This is a genomic window from Bradyrhizobium brasilense (assembly GCF_029714345.1).
In the GTDB taxonomy this organism is placed as follows: Bacteria; Pseudomonadota; Alphaproteobacteria; order Rhizobiales; family Xanthobacteraceae; genus Bradyrhizobium; species Bradyrhizobium australafricanum.
The window spans coordinates 4700767-4714691 of sequence record NZ_CP121669.1 but is presented as its reverse complement, the minus strand read 5'-3'; the positions used below and the strand labels follow the sequence as shown (position 1 = coordinate 4714691).

Genomic DNA, 13925 nt, shown 5'->3' with positions numbered 1-13925 from the left:
GAACATGATGGACCACGAAAAGGTAAATATCCTTCTGGTCGATGACCAGCCGGCGAAGCTGCTGGCCTATGAGGTCATCCTGAAGGAGCTCGGCGAGACGCTGGTCGCCGCGTCGTCGGGTCGCGAGGCGCTGGAGTTCCTCCTCAAGAACGAAGTCGCGGTCATCCTGGTCGACGTCTGCATGCCAGAGCTCGACGGCTTCGAGCTCGCGGCGATGATCCGCGAGCATCCACGCTTCCAGAAGACCGCGATGATCTTCATCTCGGCAATCCAGGTCAGCGATATCGACCGGCTCCGCGGCTACGAGATGGGCGCGGTCGATTACGTGCCGGTGCCCGTCGTGCCCGAGGTGCTGCGGGCAAAGATCCGCGTGTTCGCCGAGCTCTACCGCAAGACACGGCAGCTCGAACGCCTCAACGCGGAGCTCGAGGACCGCGTGCGCGCACGCACTGCCGAGCTCGAGCAGTCGACCACGCGGCTGGTCGAAAGCGAGGCGCGCCGCAGCATGGCGATTGCGGCCGGCAAGATGGGCTCGTGGGACTGGGATTGGGTCAATGGCGACTGGATGTGGGACGAGGGGCAATACAAGATCTTCGGCGTCGACCCGAAATCCTTCAAGCTGACCTCCGACAATATACAGGCGCTGTTTCATCCCGACGATGTCGAACACCTCCGGCAAGCCTGGACCGGCTTCGGCAAGGGCCAGACGTCCTATGAAACCGAATTCCGCGTCATGCGGCCGGACGGTGAAGTGCGCTGGTGCGTCGGCACAGCCGCGGCCACCAGCGACCGCAACGGCAAGGTGGTACGGGTGAGCGGCGTCACCGTCGACATCACCGATCGCAAGAAGGCCGAGGAGCGGCAGAGCCTGCTGACCCGCGAGGTCGACCATCGCGCCAAGAACGCGCTCGCGCTGGCGCAATCGATCGTGCGGCTGACGCGCGCGCAGAACGTGACCGCCTATGTGCGGGCGGTCGAGGGCCGCATCACGGCGCTGGCACGCGTTCACACCGTGCTGTCGCTGTCGAGCTGGCAGGGCGCCGAAATCCGGCGGCTGGTCACCGAGGAGATCGCGCCGTATTCGGAAGCCGGACAGATCCAGATCGATGGCGAAGAGGTGCAGTTGCAGCCCGCGACCGCGCAGACCTTGGCGCTGGCGCTGCATGAGCTCGTCACCAACTCCGCCAAATACGGTAGCCTGTCGGTGCTGTCGGGCCGGCTTGCGATCACCTGGGAACTGCACGACGAAACGTTGATCCTGGCCTGGGTGGAATCCGGCGGACCTCCCGTGACCAAGCCGAAGCAGAGGGGGTTCGGCACGAGAAGCGTCATCGCCAGCATCGAGACCCAACTCGGCGGCCGCGCCGACTTCGATTGGCGCACCGAGGGCCTGGTGTGCCGGCTCACGGTTCCGCTCAAGGCGCTGGCTGGAGAGCCCGCGGCCTACCGCGATTTGTCGACGGCCGAGCAGCGCCAGCCCATGGTCAGTTCCAGGGCCGTGTAGCGCATCCCACCCGAACAGGAACCAAGCGCCGGACGCTGCGGTTAACGGGGCTTGATCGCTCCATTCGTGGCTTGAGGTGCTACCGTGGATGCCCAAACCCAAGAGCGCGGGCCGTCCGGGGAGGAGCCGCGGCAGCCCGAGCGCAATCCCAAGCAAGAATCGCGACCTGAACGCGCATCCTCGCCAGAGCAGGAAACCGAGCGCAAGCCATCGATGCGCGACCGGCTCCGCGAGCACTGGCTGCTTGCCACAGTCGGCGCCTGTCTGCTCCTGCTCGCGATCATCGGTGGCGTGAGCTATTGGCTCAACGCGCGTCACTATGAATCGACCGATGACGCGTTCGTGGCCGCACGCAGCTTTGCGGTGGCGGCGAAGGTCGGCGGCTATGTCGTCGAGGTCCCCGTCACCGACAACCAGCACGTCAATGCCGGCGATCTCCTCGCGAGGATCGACGAGCGCGACTACAAGATCGCCGTCGATCAGGCCAGCGCACAGGTCGCGGTCGCAGAGGCCAATATCGCCAATGTCGAGGCCCAGATCGACAGCCAGCAGGAGCAGATCAAGGAAGCCAAGGCGCAGCAGCAACAGGCCGAGGCGCAATTGAAGTTCGCGCGGGAGGAGGCGGAGCGCGCCCAGAACCTCGTCGAAAAGGGCGCGGGCACGGTGCAGCGGCAGCAGCAGACCCGCTCGGATCTCGACGCCCAGCAGGCCAATGCCAGCCGCGCCAGAACGGCAGTGACTGCCGCAGAGCTCGGCGTCAAGACGCTCGAGGCTCAGCTCAAGAGCAGCAAGGCATCGCTGGAGCAGGCGCAGGCCCAGCTCGATCAGGCCAAATTGAACCTGCAATATACAAGCATCGTCGCAGCGCAATCCGGACGCGTCGTCAAGCTGAGCGGCGCGGTCGGCACTTATGTGGCGCCGGCCCAGAGCGTCATGATGTTCGTTCCTGACGAGGTCTGGATCACCGCCAACTACAAGGAAACGCAGCTGACGGACATGCGCCCGGGCCAGCCGGTCGAGATCAGGATCGATGCGTATCCGGGGCGCAAGCTCACCGGCCGCGTGGCTTCGGTTCAGCCGGGCTCGGGCACTGCGTTCAGTTTGCTGCCGGCGGAGAACGCGACCGGCAATTTCGTCAAGGTCGTGCAGCGCGTTCCCGTGAAGATCGTGATCGACAATTGGCCGAATGACCTTCCGATCGGGCCGGGCATGTCGGTCGTGCCCTGGACCAGGGTGCGATGAGCGACGTTGCGGCAGGCGGCGGCGCAGCCTGGTCGCCGGAGCGTTCGGCTGCCGGCGGACATAATCCCTACCTGATTGCCTTCGTCGTCTCGATCGCGACGTTCATGGAGGTGCTGGACACCACGATCGCCAATGTGGCCTTGCGCCATATCGCGGGCGGCCTGGCGGTCGGCATCGACGAGAGCACCTATGTCATCACCAGCTATCTGGTCGCCAACGCGATCGTGCTGTCGATCTCGGGCTGGCTCTCGACCGTGATCGGCCGCAAGCGCTTCTACATGATCTGCGTCGGCACCTTCGCGTTCGCGTCCCTGCTGTGCGGGCTTGCCTGGAGCCTGGAGGCGCTGGTTCTGTTCCGGATCATCCAGGGCCTCGGCGGCGGCGGGATGGCGACGAGCGAGCAGGCGATCCTCGCCGACTCCTTTCCGCCGCCCAAGCGTGGCCAGGCGTTCGCGATCTACGGCGTCGCGGTGGTGGTCGCTCCCGTGGTCGGGCCGACGCTCGGCGGCTGGATCACCGATACCTATAGCTGGCACTGGATCTTTCTCATCAACGTGCCGATGGGCTTGCTCTCGCTGTTCCTGGTCGGGGCGCTGGTCAAGGAGCCGTCCGGCGCCGAGCGGGAGCGCAGGGAGCTCCTCAAGGACGGTTTGCGCGTCGACTACATCGGCTTCGTGCTGGTCGCGATCGGGCTCGGTTCGCTCGAATTCGTGCTCGACGAAGGTCAGCGCAAGGACTGGTTCGGCTCCAACATGATCGTCGGCTTCGCGCTGGCCTCGGCGATTTGCCTGATCGCGCTGGTTCCCTGGGAGCTGACGCGCAAGGAGCCGATCGTCGATCTCCGCCTGCTGGGACGCCGCCAGTTCGGATCGTGTTTCCTGGTGATGCTGTGCACCGGCGCGGTGCTGATCTCGTCGACGCAGCTCCTGCCGCAGCTGTTGCAGACCGAGCTGAACTATACCGCGCTGCTGGCAGGGCTCGCACTGTCGCCCGGCGGCATCGTCACGCTGATCTTGATGCCGGTGGTCGGCCATCTCGTCAGCCGCGTCCAGCCGAAATATCTGATCGCGATCGGCGGCTGCATCGTCGCATTCTCGATGTGGCACCTGACGGGACTGAACGGCGACATCACCTATGGCTATGCCGCGCTCGCACGCATCTTTCTCTCCGCCGGCCTTCCGTTCCTGTTCTTGCCGGTCACGACAGCGTCATATGACGGCGTGCCGCCGGACAAGACCAACCAGGCCTCGGCACTGATCAACGTCGCGCGCAATATCGGCGGGTCGATGGGCGTCGCACTCGCCCAGACCGCACTGGCGCAACGCCAGCAATTCCACCAGAGCCGGCTGGTCGAACATGCCGCGCCGTCCGACATCGGGTATCAGCAGACCATCGACACGATGACGCGCTTCTTTCAGGCGCAGGGGTCGAACGCATCGGACGCCGCGTCCCAGGCGGTCGCCTGGGTCGGCCAGACCTTGCAGCGGCAGGTCGACCTGCTCGCTTATATCGACGTGTTCTGGATGCTCTCGATCATCGGCCTCGTGATGATCCCGCTGGCGCTGATCATCAAACCGGTCGATCTGACGGCACCACCCAAGGGACATTAGAGCAGACGACATTGTGAACGCGGGAGCGGCCGAACCGCGCTATGAACGGCGTGGCCGAAGGGAAATCGCGCGAGGAGCATATGCCCAGGACGAGTCTTGCCGGTGCGGGTCTGTCGGTCGTCTTCCTCGCGGCGATCAGCATCACGCGGTCGGGCGCCGAGCCCGTGCTGAAAGGCGCGGAAGCCTTTGGCGACTGGCAACGCGACAAGCCGGGCACGGTGCGCCTGATCACGCCGCAGGACTTGCCCAAGCCCGGGGCAACGGCGTCGAGCAGCAAGTTTCCGCGCGTCATGCCGAGACCTGCATCGGCCACGCCGCAGGTGCCGGCAGGGTTCAAGGTCGAACTGTTTGCGAGCGGGCTCAGCGGCCCGCGGATCATCCGGACCGCGCCCAATGGCGATATCTTCGTGGTGGAAACCGGCTCCGGCCGCATTCGTATCCTGCGCAGCGCCGACGGCGCCACCAGGCCTGCGACCAATGAAGTCTACGCAACCGGCTTGAACCAGCCGTTCGGCATCGCATTCTTCCCGAGCGGTGACAATCCGCAATGGCTCTATGTCGCCAACACCGACAGCATCGTGCGCTTTGCCTACCGTAACGGCGATCTCAAGGCGTCGGGAATGCCCGAGACGATCGTCGCCCGGCTGCCGCCCGGCTACGGCCATTCCACGCGTGATATCGTGTTCACGCCGGACGACAAGCGGATGCTGGTGTCGGTCGGCTCCGCCGGCAACGCAGGCGAGGGGCTGGGTCGCCCGCCGAAGGGCATCCAGGCCTGGAGCCGCGACCATGCGCTCGGCGCTGCCTGGGGCGACGAGACCGATCGCGCCGCCGTGCTCGCCTTCGATTCCGACGGCAAGAACCAGAAGCTGTTTGCCACCGGGATCCGCAACTGCGTCGGACTTGCGATCCAGCCCGGAAGCGGCACGCCGTGGTGCTCGACCAACGAGCGCGACGGCCGCGGCGACAACCTCGTGCCCGACTATGTGACACGGGTCCGCGAGGGCGCGTTCTATGGCTGGCCCTGGTACTACATCGGCGGCAACGAAGACCCGGCGCATGCCGGCGCGCGGCCCGACCTGAAGGACAAGGTGACGGTCCCCGACGTGCTGTTGCAGGCCCACTCGGCGTCGCTCGGCCTGACCTTCTACACCGGCAGCAGTTTTCCGCCGGAATATCGCGGCGATGCGTTTGCCGCCGAACACGGCTCGTGGAATCGGTCGAAGCGCACCGGCTACAAGGTCATTCGCATCAGGCTGAAGGATGGCGTGCCGACCGGCGAGTACGAGGATTTCGTCACCGGCTTCGTCATCGGCGACAATGAGGTCTGGGGCCGTCCGGTCGGTGTGACGGTCGCGCGCGACGGCGCACTGCTGGTCTCCGAAGACGGCAACGGCACGATCTGGCGCGTCAGCCGCGACTAATACTGCAGGCGGCGCGCGCTAGCCGAGCCCGTCCTTGAGGCCATACTCCTCGTAGATGGTCAGGGGATCGGTGTCGGGAAACAACCGGCACTTGGCCTGCGCAAGATGCAGCGTGACGGCGCCGGCCTCACATCTGGCGGTCAGGATTTTTCGGACATCCTCCATATGCGCGCGCGGCTGATGCTTTGTCGGCAGCTGTTCGAGTGCCACCAGCGCTGTGGCCAGGGCCTCCGTGACCACCCATTCGTCGTGTCCGGTAATTCCCTTTCGCGGCATCGCCACACCCTCCGTAGCACCGGCTGCGACATTGTAGCGCGAGATGGGTGGGGGCTGTCATCAGCCAACATGGGCAGGCAGCGGGGAACCGGTTCGCGTGACCCTGCCACGATGCGCCGCAGGGAACCGGCGTGGCAGCGCGCGGAAGCAATGATTAGAACCACGAGGCTCGTTTCTTCGTCCCCGGTCAGTCCACCCAAATGTTCGCTCCCTATCTCTCGGCCTGGAGTCTTGTCCCCGACGGCGACCCGATCGTGACGCACGCCGCACGGTTGCTGCCGGTGCGCCGGCATGGGGAGCCGGCCATGCTCAAGCTCTCGCACGAGCCGGACGAACGCCTCGGTGCCGTCGTGATGGAGTGGTGGGACGGCGAAGGTGCGGCGCGGGTTCTTGCTCGTGACGGCGACGCCCTTCTGCTCGAGAGGGCGACGGGATCGGCTTCGCTCAGCGAAATGGCGCGAACCGGCCGGGACGACGAGGCCTGCAGGATTCTCTGCGCAACGGCTGATCGGCTTCACGCCGAGAGAGCGAAGCCGCGGCCGGATCTGACGCCGCTGACGCACTGGTTTCGTGAGTTGTGGCCCGCGGCGAGGGCGCATAGCGGCATTCTGAACCGATCGGCGGAAGTTGCCGAAGCTCTGCTCGGCAGTCAGCGCGAGATCGTGGTCCTGCATGGCGACCTGCACCATGACAACGTGCTCGACTTCGGCGCGCGCGGCTGGCTTGCGATCGATCCGAAGCATCTCGTCGGCGAGCGCAGCTTCGACTTCGCCAACATCTTCACCAATCCGGATCTTGCGGATCCGACACGGCCGGTCGCGACCGAACCCGGACGCTTTGCGCGGCGGCTCGACATCGTCGTCGAAGCGGCTCGGCTGGATCGCCGGCGCCTGCTGTCATGGATCGTGGCCTGGACCGGCTTGTCGGCCGCATGGTTTCTGGGGGATGGCGATCCGCTCGCCGAAATCGACCTTACGATCGCGCAGCTCGCCGCCGCCGAGCTCGACCGGATGGCGTAGAGCGCGCAGCGACTACGCCGCAGCGGCACTGGCTCCACTCAGCGACACGCTCAGAATCCGCCACTTCGAGATATCGAAGAAGTAGGCGGCCTTGATGCGCGCGGAAGCAGGGTCCGGCGCCTGAATCGCGGTGTGGAATTGCCGCGTCCCATCGCTCAGCGAAATCCGGAATGTCTGCATTGGTCTAACCTCCACGCGCGGATGCTGCGGCACGGGGGGTTAACATCCGGTTGCCGTTGACGGCGCGCGCGACACGGTCGCTTCTCTCACTCAGGTGAAGCCGGCGGCAGCCGCACCATCGTGTCCTCCGCGCCAACGACGCGTCCATCTTGCGCGCGCAACTCGAGCCGTCGCACCGGCAGCCCGTTCTTGCGGTCGACCAGCAGCACATGCGCCTCATCGGGCTCAAAGAAGAAATCCTCACCCCACTGCCGGAGCGCAACGAGGAGGGGAAAGAGGCCGCGTCCCTTTTCGGTCAGCACATATTCCTGGTAGGGGCTGCCGTCGCTTGCGGGCACCGTCTCCATGATGCCGTGCGCCAGAAGATTGCGGAGCCGGGCCGAGAGGATGTTCTTGGCAAGCCCGAGGCTCTTCTGAAACTCGCCGAAGCGGCGCAGCCCGTCGAACGCATCGCGGACGATCAGCAGCGACCACCAGTCGCCGATCGCATCCAGCGGCCGGGCAACGCCGCACATCGAGTCCCTGTGGCTCACTCGCTTGGCCATCGTGATCCTCAACACTCATTCCCTAGGGATGATCGGCGCTTAGAGCCGCGGCCGGAAAACCACCCGATCGTAGGTTCGATATATTGGTTGCAAAGTAAAACCTCAAGCGATACATGATGGTTTCAAATTAAAACCTCCCGAGGTCCACCATGATCCAAGCCGACGCCGCGTTCGACGGCACCTTTCCATTCGCACCGCATTTCAGCGCGGCGCCGGGCTTTCAGATGCATTATGTCGACGAAGGTCCGCGGGACGGCGAGGTGGTGCATTGCCTGCACGGCGAACCAATCTGTTCCGCCACCTCGTGCCGGGCCTCAGCGCGACGCACCGGGTGGTCGTTCCGGATCACATGGGTTTTGGCAAGAGCGCGACGCCGGCGCACCGCAGCTATTGGCTGCAGGATCATGTCGTCAATCTCGAAGCGCTGGTCCGCGCGCTCGATCTCACCGACATCACGCTCGTCATGCATGATTTCGGCGGCCCGGTCGGCATGGGGCTGGCGGCCCGGCATCCGGGCCGGATCCGCCGCATCGTCTCCGCCAATGGGCCAACGCCGTTCGGGCAGAGCGATCTGTTCGATCGCGTCGCCGCCAACGCGCAGGTCTCGCCGTGGTTTCAATGGATCGCAAAGGCCGAGGCGAGCGGCGACCTTGAGCCGGTTCTCGGACAGCTCGGTTTCAACATTTTGAGCACGCTGAAGCTCAACGGATTCGAGAACAACGCCGTCATCACGGACGCCTGGCTCGCCGCCTACGGCCCGCACTTCGCCCGTCCGGCGGACTGCCTCGGTGCGATCGGCTGGGCCAAGGGCTTTGCGACCGGCGCGCATCAATTCCAGACGCCCGATCCCGCCGCCGACCGCTTGATCCGCAGCAAGCCTGCTCTCGCGATCTGGGGCGAGGCGGACCGCACGCTGCGCGCGGAGCATTTCCTGCCGCTGTTTTCCGCAATCTTCCCGACGGCGTCGGTCAGGCGCCTTGCCGGTGTCGGGCATTACTGCTTCGAGGATGCGCCTGGGGAAATCACCGGCTTGATCGCGGAGTTCATCCAACAAACGTGACTGCGCGTCACATCGTGCATTCCGCCGAGATCGCAGCCTCAAGTGCCGGCACCCAGGCCTTGTAGGCGGCCGCGGTGAAGTGAATGCCGTCGGCCATTTTCGCGCCGGGCGGCAGATGCGCATCGATGAACCGAACGCCACGCGCAACTGCGGCGGCTTCGATCGCCCGGTTGGTCGATTCGTCAACTGCGACGGCGATGGCCACCATTGGCCGCGTCGACAGCGACTTGACGGTCTCGATGAGGTTGGTGAAGTCGCGTTGCGCCGTTGGCGATCCGGCGTCGTTCGCGCCGACCGCGAGGACGAGCAAGAACGCGCCCTGGTCCTGCAGCACGCGCCCGGCGAGCTGCTTTGCCTTCGCGATGGTCTGACCGCCAACGCCGGCATTGACGACCGGACGTCCGCAGAGCTGCCGGGGCAGCGGAGCCATTTCGGTGATGCTGTCGCCAAGCACGACGATCGGCGCCGGCGCGTCGGCGAGCGCAGCGCGTATCATGAATTCGCGCACAGCCGCATGATCGTGAAAGGCGTGCTGAGACACTTCGCCGAAGCGGTTGCGCATCCTCTGCAGCTCCGCAAAGGAAGCGACAAAACTAATCAGAAAAGTAACGGCCAAAACCCAAGGTAGTGCGCGACGCATTGCTCCTCAGAGCTATCATCGCGGCTCCAGCCCGAGCAATATTCGGAAACAACCGCACAACGCCGAAGCGATCACTTTCTGCGGATCACGCCCTGCGGGAGGTGGCCGGATACGGCGGCGCGCAACCCGTTACCTCCGCTGCCCATCTGGTGGTTGGCTATCGCTGCAGCTCCGAGCCCGGCAGGACGTCGCCCAATCGAAAGCAGTGGCGGAAGGGGTGGGATTCGAACCCACGGTACCCTTGCGGGCACGCCGGTTTTCAAGACCGGTGCCTTAAACCACTCGGCCACCCTTCCAGGCCTTGTAATCGTTGAGGTTTCTAGCTGGCAGGTGAGAACAAAGCTAGGACTTTGCTACCGTCTTGCTACCCAACGTCGTCGGCGCGCTTGTTTATGGCCGCGCGCAGTACCCCGTCAACCGCCGGGGCAGCTTCATCCTGCATATTCGGCATCAGGTGGCTGAGATCCATCGTGATCGCGACGGACGAATGTCCGAGCCGTTTCTGCACCACCTTGGGGTAGATGTTGGATGCCAGCATGTGGCTGGCGTGTCTGTGCCGTAGGCTATGCAGGGTGACGTCCCATCCCCTCAGGAAGTCGGACACGACGTGCGTCAGGCTTTGCGGCTGGAGCCGGCTGTCGTCCGCTGGGTGACGACGTGAAGCTCGGCGGTCCAACTCAAAGGCGAAGCAATTCCTCAGCCTGAGCCGCGCGCCAACGGCGCAGGACTTCGACCGCCATGGTCTGCTCTGTGCTGGAAGGCATCAGCAAGCCGGAGCCTCGCCGGGTACCCTTTCGAGGGAGTCGCCAACGGCGGCTTGTTAGGGAATGGATTTCCGCCCCGCAGGGCCTATTGGCTTGGGGCCGGCTAGGGGTGGAGGGCTCATGGACGGAAAGGGGATTTGATCCGCTCCATTGATTGATTTCTCTAGTCGTTTCTCGAAACGAATCTCATCGTTCGATGATGGGCATATCTTCTCCCAGCCTACACCATAGGCTGTGCCTAGAAATTCGATCTGATCTGCCTCGAAAGTCTGAATGATTCGCTGTCTGCTGCAGGCTGGGACGACTGCGCTTTTTGTGCTGTTGCCGTCGGGTCGCTTTAGCGAATATTGCATCGTTACCGGTGCGCCACAGCGATTGACGACAGTCCAAGTCTGCAAAGAGCCGTCCTTCGTTTTGATGGGGCCGGTGAAACAGTTTTGGGCATTGGCATTCGCGGCAAGTACGCAAGGCATGAGCGAAACTGCGACCGCCCAGACAAGTTTCATGTGCTCTGGTTGCCCATGGAGCGCATCGCGTTGTCTGTCATTTGCTTCTGATAGGCCGCGCGCACGCTGAAACGGGCGGCAATGATCAGCGCGATCGGAATGCCCACAATTACGAGAAAAGTCACGGTGCCGATGGTTGCCATCGTAGTCTTGCTCCCGGTGATCTTCTTCCGAGATTCTGAGTCAACCGCAGGCTGCTATCAAGGACAAAGTTTCCCGTCAGTCATTGTCTTTGGGACTGTGATCGCATCAGCTTGAACAGCTCGATGACATCGGCAAGCCGGAGCGTCGTGCCTTTAGGCATATATTGCAGGAGGATGCCCGGGTATTAGCCGCTAACTCGTCACGCTTCATCGGTCGCGCCCGGCGTGGAACGCCCGCATATCGGCGGCAAATTGCCGAGCGCTTTCGGACGGGTCTCGAGAGGCCTTCGTTTGAGCACGGCTCGAAGATAAGCGTTCCGCGCTTTGCGAAATGGCGACGATGGCCGTAGAAACACGGGACTTTCGGGTGAGGAGAATAGGCTAAAATGCAGCTTTGGTGAGATCGCCAATCGATATGCGATGAGCGCCACGAGGAGTTTTTACGTGCAAGTCATACGGATTGGATTTTTATCGCTGCTGGCCTTGGGAGCGTTGACCCTGGAAGGTCACGCGCAAACTGTGGTCGCAGCATTGGAGTGCGATTTTCCGCGAGCTTCAACGGGTGATTGGAACATGGCCGCATCGACCCTCCAGTACTATATCGATACAGCAGGAGGTTGGAGAGTGAACGAAGATTCCTTCTCCTTCGATGGTCCGACAAAAATTACTATCGGTGGAAAGGATAGCGCAGCTTCGCTTTCGATCATTATTTCCCGACAGTCAGGCAAAGCTACCAAAACGCTGAGGTCGGAAGGGAAATCCCTCACAGTCAGCGGGGAATGCAAAAAAATGGAATCGTCCGGACGCAAATTTTAGGCGTGCCCGTCGGCTCAAATGCTCGGGGCTGACGAGCAGCAGGCCAGGCCGCGGCCGAAGATGCATTTAACGACGCCGTGGATCAGCTGCGATCAATCGCTCGAATGATCGCAATGCGCCCCAATACTGCCGAGGGAATGCGAGCCATCGCCTCAACGGTCCTTCATTTCGAATGGAATGGCACGTCGAGTACGCCGAGGCGCTATCGAAGGCGCGGCGTTCGCGGCCGGCCTACTCGACAAGCCACTTCCAGATCGTCTGCCCGACTGGGCCACGGCCTGAATCTGAATTAGCGAAATCGGCCCGCCGGGCGCGAACCGGCGTCGGCGGTCCTGGTCTCGGCATCAAGTGTCCGTGAAATGTGAGGCCGTTCACACTCGATCATCGCGAGCTGGCCTAACGCACGGGCGGGTGGCAGCTCGGAGAATTGTGATGCCGTATTTCAGCAGCCAAAGCTTGTCGTCAGCAGCCGCGGCTTCAGTTCCCAGTATTGTCATCGTGGGAGCGGTTGCCTTTGCGGCTGTTGGTTATGTGGAGTGGTCATCGGGCGTTAATCTGACCCAGTTCATGGGCCGGACTGCCCCGGATGCCTCGACGCCGGTTCTACCGCTCAAGGGGCGAACAGGCTGCGAGCAGGGCAATAAGCCGCTGCCGGCGCTTTCTCTACCGCTCGAATGACGCCAGCCTAAAGCGACAGTGCCCAATCTCCGAAGGAGACTAAGCCGCCGGGACCGAAATGGTTTGTCCCGGCGGCGCCCTGTCATTCCCAGCGCTTGGGCCCTGAAATTCCCAATGCCAATTCCTTAGCAGGTACACGGAGTGTCGGCTGTTGCCTACTCACATAAGGTCAAAAAGAGGAGCCGACGGCTCAGGGCCGGCGCGCCAACTCCTCCGAAACGTGACCGTGCTGCGTCCCCAACGGTCCCGTCCCTCAGAGAAGCCTGCGCCAATGGGGTTGTTGATTTGCTAACGAACCCCAATTTCCGGATGCGCCCTGTGGGGTACCCCGTGAGATCTCGGCAAGTGCGCTGCGACGTCGAGTACAATTCAGGCTGCCGCGGATGTACCGGCGCGATCTGCTGAACCTGAGGCGGCCTGCTCACTGGCGCCCGCGCCCCCAGCAGATGGAATGACGGCCTCAGCAACCCCACGCTGAGGCCGTTTTCGGTTGCCGCCCGCCGCTCAAAATTGGAACCGCAATTGGCACCCAACTCAACGGGACGGGCAGGGATGAGGATTAGCAAGGGCCCATGCTCGCAACGCCGTTGACCGCGAGGGCCCACCTTGGCCATCATGACGCCCATGAAGCGTGTCCTCTTTCTCTGCACCGGCAACTATTATCGCAGTCGATACGCCGAGGAACTGTTCAATCATCTTGCAAGAGCCGAACAACTGGCGTGGCGCGCATCTTCCAGAGGCGCGGCCGAGCGGGGATCGCCCGACAATGTCGGGCCGATGTCAGTCTTCACCGACGATCGTCTTCGCGCGAGCGGCATCGTGCCGGAAGGCGCAGCGCGCTTTCCGCAGCCCTGTTCATTGGCCGACTTCGACGACGCCGACCTCGTGATCGCGCTCAAGGAGGCCGAGCACCGTCCGCTGATCGAGCGCCGGTTCCCGGAGGTCGCCGACAGGGTGACTTACTGGCACGTGGACGATATCGACTTTGCTCATCCGTCAGTCGCGTTGGCCATGATCGACGATCACATCCGCACGCTGGTTTCGGCGCTCAGCTCATCGGTTCGCGCTTCAGGAAGATCTCCAGCGCAAACGTAGCCGGGCGCGCGAGCCTGCCGCTGATGCGTTCGAGGTCGTCGATGGCGACGATCTCGAGGCGGCCTTCGGTCACCGTCAATTGGTCGATGGGCACGTCGCGCGCGAGGAACATCTCGCCGCGAAGCGTGCCGTTTAGCGTTGCATGATCGGGCCCGGAATAGCGGCCGATCAACTCAAAACGCTCGGGCGGCAAGTAGTAGCCAATCTCCTCGTGGATTTCGCGAACGACGCACTCCAGGAACGACTCGGCACCCTCTCGCCGGCCGCCAAAGAGACTGATCTTTCCGGGATCGGAGACGTGTGGAAGATCATCGCGCAGCTGCATGAGCAACCGACCGTCGGTGCTGATGAGAAGCGCGGATGTTCCCTCTCTCAGGCGGTCCCTCATCCGTGTTTCCTCTCTTGCGATCATGGTCCTGCGCG

Annotated in this window: 16 protein-coding genes and 1 tRNA gene; 9 read left to right on the top strand and 8 right to left on the bottom strand. The window is 63.5% G+C overall.

Annotated features, from left to right (window positions below):
• The first annotated feature begins 7 nt into the window (after positions 1 to 7).
• The 4 genes from QA635_RS22175 to QA635_RS22160 all read left to right on the top strand — a co-directional run bounded on the left by QA635_RS22175 (position 8) and on the right by QA635_RS22160 (position 5780).
• Positions 8 to 1504, top strand: coding sequence for a sensor histidine kinase (locus QA635_RS22175; RefSeq protein WP_038377200.1), 1497 nt, complete (start codon positions 8 to 10; stop codon positions 1502 to 1504).
• Positions 1505 to 1717: 213 nt separating this feature from the next.
• Complete coding sequence (locus tag QA635_RS22170; protein ID WP_425249045.1) at positions 1718 to 2746, top strand: HlyD family secretion protein; 1029 nt, start codon at positions 1718 to 1720, stop codon at positions 2744 to 2746.
• The gene (locus QA635_RS22165; protein ID WP_283061460.1) at positions 2743 to 4356 is read left to right on the top strand and encodes a DHA2 family efflux MFS transporter permease subunit; all 1614 of its coding nucleotides are present in this window, start codon (positions 2743 to 2745) and stop codon (positions 4354 to 4356) included. Before QA635_RS22170 ends, QA635_RS22165 begins: the two co-directional genes overlap by 4 nt.
• An 80-nt stretch (positions 4357 to 4436) precedes the next feature.
• Positions 4437 to 5780, top strand: coding sequence for a PQQ-dependent sugar dehydrogenase (locus tag QA635_RS22160; RefSeq protein WP_283061459.1), 1344 nt, complete (start codon positions 4437 to 4439; stop codon positions 5778 to 5780).
• A gap of 18 nt (positions 5781 to 5798) precedes the next feature.
• Here the strand turns inward: QA635_RS22160 and QA635_RS22155 are convergent, their stop codons facing one another.
• A complete protein-coding gene (locus tag QA635_RS22155; RefSeq protein WP_028332011.1) occupies positions 5799 to 6056 on the bottom strand; it encodes a hypothetical protein in 258 nt (85 codons plus the stop codon).
• Between the two features lie 200 nt (positions 6057 to 6256).
• On the opposite strand from QA635_RS22155, the gene QA635_RS22150 reads away from it, so the two are divergent.
• Positions 6257 to 7075, top strand: coding sequence for an aminoglycoside phosphotransferase family protein (locus tag QA635_RS22150; protein WP_283061458.1), 819 nt, complete (start codon positions 6257 to 6259; stop codon positions 7073 to 7075).
• Positions 7076 to 7087: 12 nt separating this feature from the next.
• Here QA635_RS22150 and QA635_RS22145 read toward each other — a convergent pair whose 3' ends face one another.
• A complete protein-coding gene (locus QA635_RS22145) occupies positions 7088 to 7255 on the bottom strand; it encodes a hypothetical protein (protein ID WP_016847764.1) in 168 nt (55 codons plus the stop codon).
• Between the two features lie 86 nt (positions 7256 to 7341).
• Complete coding sequence (locus tag QA635_RS22140) at positions 7342 to 7800, bottom strand: winged helix-turn-helix transcriptional regulator (protein ID WP_028340657.1); 459 nt, start codon at positions 7798 to 7800, stop codon at positions 7342 to 7344.
• 268 nt (positions 7801 to 8068) lie between these two features.
• On the opposite strand from QA635_RS22140, the gene QA635_RS22135 reads away from it, so the two are divergent.
• Positions 8069 to 8860 (top strand): alpha/beta fold hydrolase, encoded by a 792-nt coding sequence (locus tag QA635_RS22135; RefSeq protein ID WP_283061457.1) that lies wholly within the window; start codon positions 8069 to 8071, stop codon positions 8858 to 8860.
• Positions 8861 to 8867: 7 nt separating this feature from the next.
• Here QA635_RS22135 and QA635_RS22130 read toward each other — a convergent pair whose 3' ends face one another.
• The 4 genes from QA635_RS22130 to QA635_RS22115 form a co-directional block, all read right to left on the bottom strand.
• Positions 8868 to 9422 (bottom strand): SGNH/GDSL hydrolase family protein, encoded by a 555-nt coding sequence (locus tag QA635_RS22130; RefSeq protein WP_283061455.1) that lies wholly within the window; start codon positions 9420 to 9422, stop codon positions 8868 to 8870.
• A gap of 284 nt (positions 9423 to 9706) precedes the next feature.
• Positions 9707 to 9796 (bottom strand) — tRNA-Ser (locus tag QA635_RS22125).
• 68 nt (positions 9797 to 9864) lie between these two features.
• Positions 9865 to 10104: a tyrosine-type recombinase/integrase gene (locus tag QA635_RS22120; RefSeq protein WP_283061453.1), complete on the bottom strand. Its 240-nt coding sequence runs from the start codon at positions 10102 to 10104 to the stop codon at positions 9865 to 9867.
• A gap of 662 nt (positions 10105 to 10766) precedes the next feature.
• Entirely contained in the window at positions 10767 to 10913 is a 147-nt protein-coding gene (locus QA635_RS22115; RefSeq protein WP_225162152.1) for a hypothetical protein, read from the bottom strand.
• 444 nt (positions 10914 to 11357) lie between these two features.
• Here QA635_RS22115 and QA635_RS22110 point away from each other — a divergent pair, with 444 nt between their 5' ends.
• The 3 genes from QA635_RS22110 (at position 11358) to QA635_RS22100 (ending at position 13502) form a co-directional block, all read left to right on the top strand.
• On the top strand, positions 11358 to 11729 hold the full coding sequence (locus tag QA635_RS22110; protein ID WP_225162153.1) for a hypothetical protein: 372 nt from the start codon (positions 11358 to 11360) through the stop codon (positions 11727 to 11729).
• 432 nt (positions 11730 to 12161) lie between these two features.
• Positions 12162 to 12407 (top strand): hypothetical protein, encoded by a 246-nt coding sequence (locus tag QA635_RS22105; protein ID WP_225162154.1) that lies wholly within the window; start codon positions 12162 to 12164, stop codon positions 12405 to 12407.
• Positions 12408 to 13022: 615 nt separating this feature from the next.
• On the top strand, positions 13023 to 13502 hold the full coding sequence (locus QA635_RS22100; RefSeq protein ID WP_283071754.1) for an arsenate-mycothiol transferase ArsC: 480 nt from the start codon (positions 13023 to 13025) through the stop codon (positions 13500 to 13502).
• On the opposite strand, the gene QA635_RS22095 is transcribed toward QA635_RS22100, so the two are convergent.
• Complete coding sequence (locus tag QA635_RS22095; RefSeq protein WP_283061450.1) at positions 13456 to 13890, bottom strand: NUDIX domain-containing protein; 435 nt, start codon at positions 13888 to 13890, stop codon at positions 13456 to 13458. The two genes, QA635_RS22100 and QA635_RS22095, sit on opposite strands and share 47 nt — an antisense overlap.
• Between the last annotated feature and the right edge of the window lie 35 nt (positions 13891 to 13925).

Excerpts from the sequence above, each read along its gene's own strand:
- QA635_RS22175 (WP_038377200.1), top strand. The coding sequence starts at position 8 with ATGGACCACGAAAAGGTAAATATCCTTCTGGTCGATGACCAGCCGGCG.
- QA635_RS22170 (WP_425249045.1), top strand. The coding sequence starts at position 1,718 with ATGCGCGACCGGCTCCGCGAGCACTGGCTGCTTGCCACAGTCGGCGCC.
- QA635_RS22165 (WP_283061460.1), top strand. The coding sequence starts at position 2,743 with ATGAGCGACGTTGCGGCAGGCGGCGGCGCAGCCTGGTCGCCGGAGCGT.
- QA635_RS22160 (WP_283061459.1), top strand. The coding sequence starts at position 4,437 with ATGCCCAGGACGAGTCTTGCCGGTGCGGGTCTGTCGGTCGTCTTCCTC.
- QA635_RS22155 (WP_028332011.1), bottom strand. The coding sequence starts at position 6,056 with ATGCCGCGAAAGGGAATTACCGGACACGACGAATGGGTGGTCACGGAG.
- QA635_RS22150 (WP_283061458.1), top strand. The coding sequence starts at position 6,257 with ATGTTCGCTCCCTATCTCTCGGCCTGGAGTCTTGTCCCCGACGGCGAC.
- QA635_RS22145 (WP_016847764.1), bottom strand. The coding sequence starts at position 7,255 with ATGCAGACATTCCGGATTTCGCTGAGCGATGGGACGCGGCAATTCCAC.
- QA635_RS22140 (WP_028340657.1), bottom strand. The coding sequence starts at position 7,800 with ATGGCCAAGCGAGTGAGCCACAGGGACTCGATGTGCGGCGTTGCCCGG.
- QA635_RS22130 (WP_283061455.1), bottom strand. The coding sequence starts at position 9,422 with ATGCGCAACCGCTTCGGCGAAGTGTCTCAGCACGCCTTTCACGATCAT.
- QA635_RS22115 (WP_225162152.1), bottom strand. The coding sequence starts at position 10,913 with ATGGCAACCATCGGCACCGTGACTTTTCTCGTAATTGTGGGCATTCCG.
- QA635_RS22105 (WP_225162154.1), top strand. The coding sequence starts at position 12,162 with ATGCCGTATTTCAGCAGCCAAAGCTTGTCGTCAGCAGCCGCGGCTTCA.
- QA635_RS22100 (WP_283071754.1), top strand. The coding sequence starts at position 13,023 with ATGACGCCCATGAAGCGTGTCCTCTTTCTCTGCACCGGCAACTATTAT.
- QA635_RS22095 (WP_283061450.1), bottom strand. The coding sequence starts at position 13,890 with ATGAGGGACCGCCTGAGAGAGGGAACATCCGCGCTTCTCATCAGCACC.